The sequence below is a fragment of the Cellulomonas sp. C5510 genome, assembly GCF_019797765.1.
Classification (GTDB): domain Bacteria; phylum Actinomycetota; class Actinomycetes; order Actinomycetales; family Cellulomonadaceae; genus Cellulomonas.
On sequence record NZ_CP081862.1, the window covers coordinates 1,356,981 to 1,369,325 of the forward strand.

At 75.9% G+C, this 12,345-nt stretch carries 13 protein-coding genes and 2 tRNA genes; 9 read left to right on the forward strand and 6 right to left on the reverse strand.

Translation table 11 applies throughout. The features are described 5' to 3' along the window. Positions 1-25: 25 nt before the first annotated feature. The 3 genes from rph to K5O09_RS06165 are packed head-to-tail and all read left to right on the forward strand — an operon-like array spanning position 26 to position 3,131. Entirely contained in the window at positions 26-859 is an 834-nt protein-coding gene (gene rph, locus K5O09_RS06155) for a ribonuclease PH (protein WP_222171912.1), read from the forward strand. Then, a complete protein-coding gene (rdgB, locus tag K5O09_RS06160; RefSeq protein WP_222171913.1) occupies positions 856-1,506 on the forward strand; it encodes an RdgB/HAM1 family non-canonical purine NTP pyrophosphatase in 651 nt (216 codons plus the stop codon). Before rph ends, rdgB begins: the two co-directional genes overlap by 4 nt. Before the next feature lie 8 nt (positions 1,507-1,514). Then, entirely contained in the window at positions 1,515-3,131 is a 1,617-nt protein-coding gene (locus K5O09_RS06165) for an ABC-F family ATP-binding cassette domain-containing protein (RefSeq protein ID WP_222171914.1), read from the forward strand. A gap of 21 nt (positions 3,132-3,152) precedes the next feature. Here the strand turns inward: K5O09_RS06165 and K5O09_RS06170 are convergent, their stop codons facing one another. Beyond that, positions 3,153-3,884 (reverse strand): Pr6Pr family membrane protein, encoded by a 732-nt coding sequence (locus K5O09_RS06170; RefSeq protein ID WP_222171915.1) that lies wholly within the window; start codon positions 3,882-3,884, stop codon positions 3,153-3,155. 10 nt (positions 3,885-3,894) lie between these two features. After that, complete coding sequence (locus K5O09_RS06175; RefSeq protein WP_222171916.1) at positions 3,895-4,449, reverse strand: NUDIX hydrolase family protein; 555 nt, start codon at positions 4,447-4,449, stop codon at positions 3,895-3,897. A gap of 99 nt (positions 4,450-4,548) precedes the next feature. Between K5O09_RS06175 and trxA the strand changes: the two genes are divergently transcribed. Then, on the forward strand, positions 4,549-4,974 hold the full coding sequence (gene trxA / locus K5O09_RS06180) for a thioredoxin (protein ID WP_255596301.1): 426 nt from the start codon (positions 4,549-4,551) through the stop codon (positions 4,972-4,974). A gap of 76 nt (positions 4,975-5,050) precedes the next feature. Here trxA and K5O09_RS06185 read toward each other — a convergent pair whose 3' ends face one another. The 3 genes from K5O09_RS06185 to bcp all read right to left on the reverse strand — a co-directional run bounded on the left by K5O09_RS06185 (position 5,051) and on the right by bcp (position 7,592). Continuing rightward, positions 5,051-6,733, reverse strand: coding sequence for a methyl-accepting chemotaxis protein (locus K5O09_RS06185; protein ID WP_255596160.1), 1,683 nt, complete (start codon positions 6,731-6,733; stop codon positions 5,051-5,053). Between the two features lie 268 nt (positions 6,734-7,001). Continuing rightward, positions 7,002-7,084, reverse strand: a tRNA-Leu gene (locus K5O09_RS06190). 40 nt (positions 7,085-7,124) lie between these two features. Beyond that, complete coding sequence (gene bcp / locus K5O09_RS06195; RefSeq protein WP_222171918.1) at positions 7,125-7,592, reverse strand: thioredoxin-dependent thiol peroxidase; 468 nt, start codon at positions 7,590-7,592, stop codon at positions 7,125-7,127. Between the two features lie 136 nt (positions 7,593-7,728). Between bcp and K5O09_RS06200 the strand changes: the two genes are divergently transcribed. The 4 genes from K5O09_RS06200 to K5O09_RS06215 all read left to right on the forward strand — a co-directional run bounded on the left by K5O09_RS06200 (position 7,729) and on the right by K5O09_RS06215 (position 10,293). Further along, positions 7,729-8,025, forward strand: a complete 297-nt coding sequence (locus K5O09_RS06200) for a co-chaperone GroES (RefSeq protein ID WP_255596302.1) — start codon at positions 7,729-7,731, stop codon at positions 8,023-8,025. An 87-nt stretch (positions 8,026-8,112) separates the two neighbouring features. Next, positions 8,113-8,478, forward strand: coding sequence for a hypothetical protein (locus tag K5O09_RS06205; RefSeq protein ID WP_222171920.1), 366 nt, complete (start codon positions 8,113-8,115; stop codon positions 8,476-8,478). A 93-nt stretch (positions 8,479-8,571) separates the two neighbouring features. After that, positions 8,572-8,644 (forward strand) — tRNA-Lys (locus K5O09_RS06210). Between the two features lie 146 nt (positions 8,645-8,790). Beyond that, complete coding sequence (locus K5O09_RS06215; RefSeq protein WP_255596161.1) at positions 8,791-10,293, forward strand: GH1 family beta-glucosidase; 1,503 nt, start codon at positions 8,791-8,793, stop codon at positions 10,291-10,293. Positions 10,294-10,337: 44 nt separating this feature from the next. Here the strand turns inward: K5O09_RS06215 and K5O09_RS06220 are convergent, their stop codons facing one another. Continuing rightward, positions 10,338-10,550 carry a hypothetical protein gene (locus K5O09_RS06220; protein ID WP_222171921.1) on the reverse strand — a complete coding sequence of 71 codons (213 nt, stop codon included), beginning with the start codon at positions 10,548-10,550 and terminating at the stop codon, positions 10,338-10,340. Positions 10,551-10,814: 264 nt separating this feature from the next. Here K5O09_RS06220 and K5O09_RS06225 point away from each other — a divergent pair, with 264 nt between their 5' ends. Continuing rightward, complete coding sequence (locus tag K5O09_RS06225; RefSeq protein WP_222171922.1) at positions 10,815-12,299, forward strand: NAD(P)/FAD-dependent oxidoreductase; 1,485 nt, start codon at positions 10,815-10,817, stop codon at positions 12,297-12,299. The last annotated feature ends 46 nt before the right edge of the window (positions 12,300-12,345 follow it).

Below are 12,345 nucleotides of genomic sequence, written 5' to 3' on the forward strand. Positions count from 1 at the left end.
GGTGCGCCGGGCTACCCTCGGGGGCATGACCACCGAGCCCACCACCTCGACGTCCGCCGTGCCCGCGACCCCGCGCGCCGACGGCCGCGCGCCTGACGCGTTGCGGCCGATCGCGATCACCCGCCGCTACCTCGACGCGGGTGAGGGCAGCGTGCTCGTGGAGTTCGGCGGCACCAAGGTGCTGTGCGTGGCGTCGTTCACCGCGGGCGTCCCGCGCTGGCGCAAGGGCTCGGGCGAGGGCTGGGTCACCGCCGAGTACGCGATGCTGCCGCGCTCCACCACCACCCGGTCGGACCGGGAGTCGGTGCGCGGGAAGATCGGCGGTCGCACGCACGAGATCTCCCGACTGATCGGCCGCTCGCTGCGCGCGGTCGTGGACGTCGCCGCGCTGGGTGAGAACACGATCGTGCTGGACTGCGACGTGCTGCAGGCGGACGGCGGGACGCGGACCGCGGCCGTGACCGGCGCGTACGTGGCGCTCGCGGACGCGGTGGCGTGGGGCGTGGCGCAGAAGCAGGTCGACCGGAAGCGGACCGTGCTGCGCGACTCCGTGTCGGCGGTGAGCGTCGGCATCGTGGACGGCCGCCCCGTGCTGGACCTGCCGTACGTCGAGGACGTCCGCGCCGAGACGGATATGAACGTCGTCGTCACCGGCTCGGGCTCGTTCGTCGAGGTGCAGGGCACGGCCGAGCACGCCCCGTTCGACCGCGCGGAGCTGGACGCGCTGCTCGACCTGGCGCTGGTCGGCACCGGTGAGCTCGCCCGCGTGCAGGCGGAGGTGCTGGCGCTGCCGGTGGCGGACGGCCCCGTCACGGTCCGCGGCGGCTCGGCGACGCCGGGTCCGGCGGTGCCCGCGTGACCGCGCCCGCCCGCCTCGTCCTCGCGACGCACAACGCCCACAAGCTGACCGAGCTGCGGGCGATCCTCGTCCCGGCGCTGCCCGGCCTGGACCCGGCCTCGGTGGTGGGCGCGCGCGACGTCGGCGCCCCGGAGCCCGTCGAGGACGGCGTGACGTTCGCGGAGAACGCCCTCATCAAGGCGCGCGCGCTCGCCCGGCACACCGGCCTGCCCGCGGTCGCGGACGACTCCGGGCTGTCGGTGGACGTGCTCGGCGGTGCGCCCGGCATCTTCTCGGCGCGCTGGGCCGGCCGGCACGGCGACGACCGCGCGAACCTCGACCTGCTGCTCGCGCAGCTCGCCGACATCGCGCCCGAGCACCGCGCGGCGCGGTTCACCTGCGCGGCGGCGCTCGTCACCCCGGACGGCGCCGAGCACGTGGAGCTCGGGCACCTGCGCGGCACGCTCGCGCGGGAGCCGCGGGGGGAGCACGGCTTCGGGTACGACCCGGTGCTGGTGCCCGAGGGGGAGACGCGCACGTGCGCGGAGCTGACGCCGGACGAGAAGAACCGCATCTCGCACCGCGGTCAGGCGTTCCGGGCGCTCGTGCCCGCCGTGGTCGCGGTGCTCGCCGGGGCGCCCGCGGGCGGTCCGGCGGCCGGCGGCTGAGCGCGCCCGTGGCCGAGGTCCACCTCGTCGCGGACGCCCTCACGTTCGGCTACCCGGGGCGCCCGGTGCTCGACGCCGTCAGCGTCTCGGCGTCCGCGGGTGACCGCGTCGGCCTGGTGGGCGAGAACGGCGCCGGCAAGACGACGCTGCTGCGTCTGCTCGCGGGCGACCTGGTGCCCACGTCCGGCGAGGTGCGGCGCGCGGGTTCGGTCGCGGTGGTGCAGCAGGAGCTCGACGTGCCGCCGGGCTCGACCGTCGGGGACCTGGTGCGACGCACGGCGGGGGACGTGCGCGCGGCCGCGGCCCGCCTGGACGAGGTCGTCGCGCGCTTCGACCACGCGTCGGGCGACCTCGCGGAGCTGACCGAGGCGCTGGCCGCGGCGGAGCGGCTCGCGGCCTGGGACGTCGACCGGCGCGTCGACGAGGCGCTGACGCGGTTCGGGGCACCGCGGGACCCGGGTCGGCGGCTCGACACGCTCAGCGTCGGCGAGGCCTACCGCGCGCGGCTCGCCTGCCACGTCGCGGAGCGGGCCGACATCCTGCTGCTCGACGAGCCCACGAACCACCTCGACGCCGGCGGCATCGACTACCTGACCGCCGAGCTCCAGCAGTGGCCGGGCGTCGTCGTCATCGTCACGCACGACCGCCGGCTGCTCGACGACGTCATGACCGCCGTCCTCGACCTCGACCCCTCGATGGACGGGCGGCCCGTGCTGTACGGCGCCACCCGGTACGCGACGTACCGGTTCCAGAAGGACCAGGCGCTGCGCCGGTGGCGCGCCCGGTACGCGCAGGAGCGCAAGCGGGCCGCGCGGCTCGCCGAGCGCCTCGACGCCTCGTACGAGGGGCTGTCCGACGAGTGGCGCCCGCCGAAGGGCTCGCAGAAGCACCGCCGCGCCACCCGCGCCCGCCTGCACGTCAAGGCCGCCGACCGCCTCGTGCAGCGCCTGGAGGCGGAGGCCGTCGAGGTGCCCGTGCCGCCGCCGGCGCTCGCGTTCCCCGACCTCCCGTCGCTGCCGCCCGGGTACGCCGGAGGGCCGCTGCTGGAGCTGCGCGCCCCGCGCGTGGCCGGACGGCTGGACCTCCCGGGCGTGCGGGTGGACCTGCCGCCCGCCGGACGGCTGCTCGTCACCGGGGCGAACGGGGCGGGCAAGTCCACGCTGCTCGCGGCGCTGACGGGCCAGGTGCCGCTCGACCGGGGCCACCGCTCCGTCGCGCCGGGCGTCCGCCTCGGCGTGCTCGTCCAGGACGACGACAGCCCCGTCCGCCTCGCGATGACCGGCTTCGAGGCGGCCGCCCGCCGGGCGATCGACCTGCTGGAGTCCGGCGCGCTCGACCCGGCGCACGTCCTGCCCGTCGCCGCGCTGGGCCTGCTCGAGGAGGCCGACCTGGAACGACCGCTGCGCGAGCTCTCGGTCGGGCAGCGGCGGCGCTTCGAGCTGGCGGCGGCCCTCCTCGCCGCACCGCACGTGCTCGTGCTGGACGAGCCGACCAACCACCTGTCGATCGCGCTGGTGGACGAGCTCACGGAGGCGCTGCGGCTCACGTCCGCCGCGGTCGTCGTCGCGACGCACGACCGGGCCATGCGCGCGGACCTCGCGGGCTGGCCGGTGCTCGACCTCTGACGCGGTCGCGGCCCGACGGGGTCAGGCGGACGGCGTGTCCGGCGTGTCCGGCGCGTCCGGTGGGGCAGCCGGAGCCGTGGGGACGCGAGGTGTCCGCGGGAGCACCCGCTCGAGCAGGCGCACGAGCAGCGCCAGCACGAGGAACCCGGCCGCGACCGCCGCGGTGTTGAGCGCGGCCCGCGCCGCACCGACCGCGGCGACGTCCAGGAACGGGTAGGGGTACCAGCCCGTCGCGGCGCCGCGCGTGAACGTCCAGGCGATCCACACCAGCGGGTACACGACCGCCCAGGCTGCCGTCCCGCCCCCGAACCGCGGCCGCGGGCCCACGAGCAGCCACACGAGCCACGTCGCGACGGGCGCGACCGTGTGCAGCAGCAGGTCGGCGGCCCGGCCGCTCGGGGTCGACGCCGCCGACGGGTCCGCCAGCACCCCGTGGTAGACGACGCCCGTGACGGCGACGCACAGCAGCGCGTCGAGGTGCAGCACGGCCGGGAACCGGTCCGTGCGTGCCGGCCGGGCCACCAGCAGGACGGACGCCGCGAGCACCAGCAGGTTCGACTGGATCGTGAAGTACGAGAACAGCCGGACCAGCCGCTCCGTGGTGGTGCCCGCGTCGCCGGGGCCCTCCGCGAGGGCACGCCCGACCTCGAGGACCAGGCCGCCGCCGGCGGCGAGCGCGGGGACGGCGTGCAGCACCCGCGCCGGCGCGACGCCTCGTCCCGGGGGCGTCGCTCCGACGGCGGGGGTGGTCACGGCCCGGGCCTCAGGGCATCCGGCCGACGTGCGCCATCGCCTGGCGCAGCAGCAGGCCCTGACCGCCGTTCATCTCGACCTGCACCTGCTCGCTGCACACCTCCTCCGGGGTGAGCCAGGCGAGGTCGAGCGCGTCCTGCTGCGGGCGGCAGTCACCCGTGACCGGCACGACGTACGCCAGGGACACCGCGTGCTGCCGCGGGTCGTGGTACGGCGTCACGCCCGGCGTCGGGAAGTACTCGGCGACGGTGAAGGGCTGGGGGGTCGGCGGGACCTGCGGCAGGGCGACAGGTCCGAGGTCCTTCTCGATGTGCCGCAGCAGCGCGTCGCGCACCCGCTCGTGGTACATCACGCGACCGGACACGAGCGCGCGGGACATGACGCCCTCCGGTGTCACGCGCAGCAGCAGCCCCACGGCGACGACGTCCCCCGCCTCGTCGACCCGCACCGGCACGGCGTCCACGTACAGCAGAGGCAACGAGCGCCGGGCGGCCGCGATGCCCTCGGGGCTCAGCCAGCCGGCGGGGCGCTCGGGGTCGGGGGGCAGGTCGGCGGTGTCGGTCACCCGGCAGTTGTACCCCGCGGGCGCCCGGGCGCACACCCCGACGCGCGGACGGGGGAGGGCGGCGGAGACCGCGCGCGGCGGCTCCCGGCGCCGGGAATACTGGGGAGGGTCCGGGCGCTCTACTGGCGTCAAACCGACAACAGGAGGCGACTGATGGCCACGACCGAGCTGACGGCCGACACCATCCAGAAGACGATCAGCGAGAACGACATCGTCCTGGTGGACTTCTGGGCCGACTGGTGCGGTCCCTGCAAGCGCTTCGGACCGATCTTCGAGCAGTCGTCGGAGCAGCACCCCGACATCGTGCACGCCAAGGTGGACACCGAGGCCGAGCAGCAGCTGGCTGCCGAGCTGCAGATCACGTCGATCCCGACCCTGATGGCGTTCCGCGAGGGCGTCCTCGTGTTCAACCAGGCGGGTGCCCTCCCGGCGCCGGCGCTGGAGCAGGTCGTCGACGCGGTGAAGGCGCTGGACATGGACGACGTCCGCGCCCAGATCGCTGCCGCAGGGGCTGCGCAGAGCTGAACCACGACGACGCCCCCGTGCACCTGGTGCACGGGGGCGTCGTCGCGTCCGGGTCCGCGCGCGGGACGCCGGAGGGTCAGTGCCGGAACTGCGCGATCCTGGTGCGCAGGTCCTCCGCCATGCTCGCGAGGTCGGCGACCGACGCGCTCATCCCGCCCAGGACCGTCGAGCTCTCGCGGGCGCTGCCCGCGACGGCCGTGATCGTCGAGGCGATCTCCCCGGACCCCGCCGCGGCGTCGCCGACGGAGCGGGACATCTCCGCCGTCGTCGCCGTCTGCTGCTCCACCGCCGAGGCGATGGTGGTCTGGTAGTCGTCGATCCGGGCGATGACCCGGGCGATCTCCCCGATGGCGGCCACGGCGCCGTCCGTGTCCTGCTGGATCGCCTCGACCCGGCGGGCGATGTCCTCCGTCGCCTTCGCGGTCTCCTGCGCGAGCTCCTTGACCTCGCCGGCCACGACCGCGAAGCCCTTGCCGGCCTCCCCGGCGCGCGCCGCCTCGATCGTCGCGTTGAGGGCCAGCAGGTTCGTCTGCTCGGCGATCGTCGTGATGACCTTCACGACGTTGCCGATCTCCTGCGACGACGCACCGAGCCGGCTGATCTGCGCGTTGGTCGACTCCGCGGCGTCCGTGGCCTGCGCCGCGACCTTCGCGGCCTCGGCGGCGTTCCGGGCGATCTCGCGGATGGAGGCGCCCATCTGCTCCGTCCCCGCGGCCACCGCCTGCACGTTGCCGTCCACCTGGGCGGCAGACGCCGCGACGAGCCCGGCCCGCTCCGCCGTGCCGTCCGCCTCCGCCACGACCTGCTGCGCGGCCCCCGCGAGGGTCCCCGCCGCGTCGGCGACCGCACGCGCCGTGCTGTCGATGCGGCCGACGGTGCTGCGCAGCGACTCGGTCGCCTGGTCGAGGGCCCGCGCCGTGCGGCCGATCTCGTCCGGGCCGTCGTCGTCCGTGCGCCCGGTCAGGTCGCCTCCGGCGATGGCCTGCGCGGCGTCCGCGAGCCGCTGCATCCGGCGGCTGAGCCGGCGCGCGACCACCACCGCCACGATCGTGGGCACGATCGCGGCGACCGCCAGGGCCGCGAACTCGATCCGCACGCTGAGGTCGCCGGCCGCGGTCGCGGCGCGTGACGCGTCCTCGGCGAGCCCGCCCTGCAGCGTGATGAGGTCGTCGACGCGCTGCACGGCCTCCCGGGCAGCCGTCTCCGCGCCCTGGCTGGACGCGACCAGGCCGCTGAACGTCGTCAGAGCGGCCTGCACGCCGCCCACCGCGTCGGTCTGCTCGGCGGTCAGGCGCGGCAGGGCCGCGTACTCGTCGAGCGCGGACGCCGCCGCGTCGAGCGCTCTCGCGCGGTCCGGTTCCATCGACGACGCGCGGACCGGGTCGCTGTTGCCGAGCGCGTCCTGCATGTCCGCCCCGAGCTGCTGCGCCCTGCCGAGCTCCGTCCGCACCTCGCTGGCGAGCACCATCCCCGCGACGTGGTCGGAGTACATCCGCTCCGTGCGGGCGGTGCTCTGCCAGAGCGTGAGGATCGACACCCAGCCGAGCAGCCCCGTCATGCCGACCGCCACCGAGACCGTCAGCAGGATCTTGCCGGTGAAGCCGAGCCCGCGCCGCCTGCCCCGGGGGGCCCGCGGTGCCCGGGGGGCCCGCCGGTCCGGCGGGGCGGTGGGCACGCGCTCTTCCTGCGCGTCGGGCGCGTCCGGGCTCGTGCCGGTGTCCTCGTCCGCCCCGGCCACCCGGTCGGTCGTCGTCGTCATCCCCGGCCTCTCGTCGTCGCACCGCAAGCGCCGTCACCTGCGAGGGATGCACCACACCCCGTCGTCCTGGTCGCGCGGGTGAGAGGCGAACTGAGGAACGGCGGCGCGGCTCACCCGGTCGCCGGGCGCTCACGTGCCACGGGCGGGTGACGGGCCGGGCGGGCGGGTGAACCGCGGGAGCGCGCGAGGCGCGGGGCCGGTCGGCTGAGCACCGGCCGGAGTCGGTCTCGTCGTGGTCCGGGGGCTGTCGACGAGAGAGTCGACGAGGTGCGGGAGGCGGGACTCGAACCCGCACGCCCTCTCGGGCACCAGGACCTAAACCTGGCGTGGCTGCCGTTTCACCACTCCCGCGTCGGCCCGGTCACTCTGCCAGAGCGCCGGGGCCGTGGCGTCAGTCGATGCCGAGGTCGCGCCGCAGCTTCGCGACGTGCCCGGTCGCCTTGACGTTGTACCGGGCGAGCTCGACGACGCCCTGCGGGTCGACGACGACCGTCGAGCGGATGACGCCCGTGACCGTCTTGCCGTACAGCGTCTTCTCACCCCACGCGCCCCACGCCTCCAGCACCGTCCGGTCGGGGTCGGACGCCAGCGGGAACGTCAGCGCCTCGGCCTCCGCGAACCGGGCCAGTGCCTCGACACCGTCCGGCGAGACGCCGACCACGCGGTAGCCGTGCGCCTGCAGCGACGCGAGCGAGTCGCGGAAGTCGCAGGCCTGGGTGGTGCAGCCCGGCGTGCCGGCGGCGGGGTAGAAGTACACGACGACGTGCTCCCCGCGCAGATCGGACAGCGTGACGGAGCCGCCGTCCGCGGTCGGGAGGGTGAAGTCCGGCGCGGTGTCGCCGGCGGCGAGGCGGGGCATGGTCGTCTCCTGCGTCTGCGGGCTGCTCGGGCGGGTGCCCGGCGCCGTCAGCGTACGACGCGCGCGGGGTACCGTCTGCCGGGTGAGTGCACAGCGTCCCGAGGCCGCCGCGGCCCGCCCCGAGCTGCCGATCCGCATGCTGAACGACCGCCTGCTCGTGCAGCTCGACGCCGACGCCTCGGAGCGCCGGTCGACGGCCGGCATCGTCATCCCCGCGACGGCTGCGGTGGGCAAGCGCCTGACGTGGGGCGCGGTGGTCGCGGTCGGGCAGCACGTGCGCCAGGTGGCCGTGGGGGACCGGGTCCTGTTCGACCCGGACGAGCGTGCCGAGGTCGAGCTGGAGGCGCGCACGTACCTGCTGCTCCGCGAGAAGGACGTGCACGCGGTGGCCGAGCCGCGCGGGGACGGCCAGGGGACCGGCCTGTACCTCTGAGCAGCGCAGACCCTGCCGCGTCCGCGCTGTTGCGCCGCCCCGAGGGGGGTGTTCCCATGGTCGTCTGGAACGACCGGGGGAGAGGCCGTGGAGCACGACGAGGGGCGGCCGCAGCGGCAGCCGCAGGAGCACCGACCGGGGGACGGTCCGGCCGCGCCGCCGGCGGTCGCCGAGGACGCGGCCGGGACGGTGATGGACCTGCTCGCCGAGCACGTGCCCCTGACCCTGCTCGCCGACCTCGCGGTGGCCGAGCCCCGTTCCGAGGCGATCCTGCGCGCCGAGGGCCTGCCCGAGGACGCGTGGTGGGTCGAGCCCGGTGGGGACGAGGGGGACGCGGCCGACGCGGACGCCGACGACGCGGCGGGGGTCGTCGCGCCGTGCGCCGAGGACGAGCTCCCGGTCGACCCGGACGCCGCAGCGGGCAGCCTGCCGGAGGGCCGGAAGCCGGCGTGAGCGCAGGTCAGCCGTGACCTGCACCACAACGGGCGCCTGGCGCGGGATCGGATTCGCGTCCGGCCGCAGGGCGGTGCTAACGTTCTCAACCGCGCGCCATTAGCTCAATTGGCAGAGCAGCTGACTCTTAATCAGCGGGTTCGGGGTTCGAGTCCCTGATGGCGCACTGTGAGAGGCCCCGTCCGGCGAGAGCCGGGCGGGGCCTCTCTGCATGGCCGATTCGCACCCCGCAGCAGGGTGTCCCTCGCTACGCTGGGCCGCACGTCGGTGCGGGAGCGCTCCCACGCCGCTGACCTCGAAGGAGAGCGTCCAGTGCCGTCCCCGACCACCCCCTCCCTCGCCGACCTGCTGCGGCAGGGCGGCCCCGTGCTCGACCGCCGCACCGTCCTGGGCCTGGGAGCGGCCGCGGGTGTCGCGCTGCTCGGTGCCTGCTCGGCCGGTCCGGGCCCGGCGCCCTCCGCCTCGCCCGGCGTCTGGGCACCACCGGCGGAGCCGCTGGCGTTCCCCGCCGGCTACACCTGGGGCGCCGCCACGTCCGCGTTCCAGGTCGAGGGCTCCACGACCGCCGACGGGCGCGGGCCGTCGGTCTGGGACACGTTCTGCGCGACGCCCGGGAAGGTGAAGGGCGGGGCGACGGGGGACCCGGGCGCCGACGTCTACCGGCGGTGGGCGGACGACATCCGGATCATGTCCGAGCTGGGCATCGGGTCCTACCGGTTCTCGGTCGCGTGGCCGCGCATCCAGCCGACCGGGGCGGGCGCGGCGAACCAGGCGGGGCTCGACTGGTACCGCCGGTTCGTCGACGGGCTGGTCGACGCCGGCATCCGGCCCGCGATCACGCTGTTCCACTGGGACCTGCCGCAGGCGCTCCAGGACGCGGGCGGGTGGGCGCGGCGGGACACGGCCGAGCGGTTCGCGGACTACGCCGGGATCGTGGTCGACGCGCTCGGCGACGTGGACGCCGACTGGTTCACGATCAACGAGCCCAAGACCCACGCGTACGTCGGCCACTGGTACGGCGCGCAGGCACCCGGTCTCCACGACCCCGCGACCGCGGTGGCGGCGGTGCACCACCAGCTGCTGGCGCACGGGTTGGCGGTCCGGCGGTTCCGGGAGAGCGGGGCGCGAGGGCGGATCGGGATCGCGCTCAACCTGCTGCCCGTCTACCCGCTGGAGGGCGCCGACGAGGCGGCGGCGCGGGTGGACGCCCGGGAGAACCGGCTCTTCCTCGACGCGGTGCTGCGGGGGTCCTACCCGCAGGACGCGATCGGCCCGGAACCCGGTCAGGTCCCGGCCGACCCGGACGCGTTCGCCGCGCTCGTGCAGGACGGGGACCTCGAGGTGATCAGCACACCGGCGGACCTGCTGGCCGTCCAGTACTACGGGGTCACCGGCGTGGGCGTCACCGGCGAGCAGGTGGAGATCCACCCGACGTCGGCGGCGACCTGGCAGCAGGTGTGGCCGGAGGGGCTGTACGACCTGCTGGTGCGGCTGCGCGACGAGTACCCGGCGATCCCCCTGCTGCTCACCGAGAACGGCATCCCCGACGAGACGCCGGAGCTCACCACCGACGACCCGTACCGGACGGAGTACCTGCGCACCCACATGCAGCAGGCCGCGCGGGCGATCGCCGACGGGGTGCCGCTCGAGGCGCACTACGTCTGGTCGTTCCTCGACAACTTCGAGTGGGGGGAGGGGTACCAGCAGCGCTGGGGCATCGTGGGGGTCGACTTCGACACCCAGGAGCGGGTGCCCAAGGACAGCTTCCGGTTCTACCAGCGGGTGATCGCCGGCAACGCGGTGCCGGCGGCCTGACCGTCCCCGTCGGGCCGGCCGGCGTCAGGGGGCGTCGGTGCGGGTCACTCCGCGTCGGGGGTGCGCGCCCGCCCGGCGTGGGCCCGGACGTCGTCCGCGAGCTGCTGCGCCTGCGCGTGGACGAGCATCCGCAGGACGTCGTACCGGCGGGCCACCTCCGCGTCCGTGGCGCCGCCGTCGCGGGCGGCCGCCCACTCGCGCTTCGCGGCGCGGACATCGGCATCGGTCACGTCGATCCGCCACTCGTCCCGTTCCATGGGACAAAGGTCCCACCAGTCGGCGGTCCGCCACAGGGGGACGGACCCGTTTCACCCGGGTGCATCCACCCGGAACCGTCACGTCACGCGGTCGGCGGCCGAAACGCCCGGTCCGGGTCGACCTGCCGACCGGTGCGGACGGGGCCACCATGGGTCCGTACGCCGCGACCCGCTCTGCCTCGTCGCGGCGTCGGCACCCGCGAGCCGGCCACCTGCTGCGTCGCGGGCGACCCGACCGCGCACGCCAGGGAACGGAGCGAGCACATGACCGAGAGCCCTCAGACCCCCGGGACCACCGGATCCGGCGGCACCACCGTCACCTACGACGTGGTGGTCATCGGCGCCGGAGCGGTCGGGGAGAACGCCGCGGACCGCGCCGGACGCCTCGGGCTGTCCGTCGCGGTGGTCGAGCACGAGCTCGTCGGCGGCGAGTGCTCGTACTGGGCCTGCATGCCGTCGAAGGCGCTGCTGCGCCCCGGCGCGGTCCTCGCGGCGGCGCAGGCGGTGCCCGGCACCGCGGAGCTGGTGACCGGCACGCCGGACCCGGCGCAGGTGCTGGCCCGCCGCGACGTCTTCACCTCGCACTGGGACGACCACGGGCAGGTCGAGTGGCTGGACTCGGCGGGCATCGCGCTGGTGCGCGGCACCGCGCGGTTCACCGGCCCGCGGGAGCTGCTCGTCGAGAGCGAGGAGGAGGACGTCCGCGTCATCGCCCGGCACGCCGTCGTCGTCGCCACCGGCAGCGAGCCGGTGATCCCGCCCGTCCCGGGTCTGGCGGAGTCCGCCCCCTGGACCTCACGGGAGGCCACGGCCGTCCAGGACGTGCCCGAGCGGCTCGCGATCCTGGGCGGCGGCGTGGTCGGCGTGGAGATGGCGGTGGCGTACCGGGACCTGGGTGCCGCGGTGACGCTGCTGGTCCGCGGCGACCGGGTGCTCACGGGTGCGGAGCCGTTCGCGTCGGAGGAGGTCGCGGCGGGGTTGCGTGACCTCGGCGTGGACGTGCGGCTCGGCACGGCGGTCACGGCGGTGCGCCGGGACGAGGACGGCGTGCACGTCGCCACCACCGGCCCGCAGGGGGAGGAGGAGGTGCACGCCGACGAGCTGCTCGTCGCCACCGGGCGCCGGCCGCGCACGGCGGACCTGGGTCTCGACGTCCTCGGGCTCGAGCCCGGCGCGCCGCTGGCCGTCGACGACGCGCTGGAGGTCACCGGGGTCGACGGGGGCTGGTTGTTCGCGGTCGGGGACGTCACGGGCCGCACCGCCACCACCCACCAGGGCAAGTACGACGCGCGCGTGGCGGGCGACGTCGTCGCCGCGCGGTTCTCCGAGGGGCACGCGGACGCGGAGCGGGAGGCCGGGCCGTGGACGCGCTACCGGGCCAGCGCGGACGCCGCCGCGGTGCCGCAGGTGGTGTTCACGCGGCCCGAGGTGGCGTGGGTGGGGCGGACCGAGCAGCAGGCGCGGGACGCCGGCCTGCGCGTCCGGGCCGTCTCGTACCCGATCGGATCGGTGGCGGGCGCCTCCGTCGCCGCCGACGGCTACAGCGGGACCGCGCACCTGGTGCTCGACGAGGACCGCGGCGTCGTCGTCGGGGCGACGTTCACCGGTCCCGACGCGGCGGAGGTGCTGCACGCCGCGACGATCGCCGTCGTGGGGGAGGTGCCGCTCGACCGGCTCTGGCACGCGGTGCCGGCGTACCCCACCGTCAGCGAGCTGTGGCTGCGGCTGCTGGAGACCGCCGGCCTCTGAGCGCGCGCCCGGCCCGGAGGCGCCGACGGCCCGGCAGGAGGTGTCC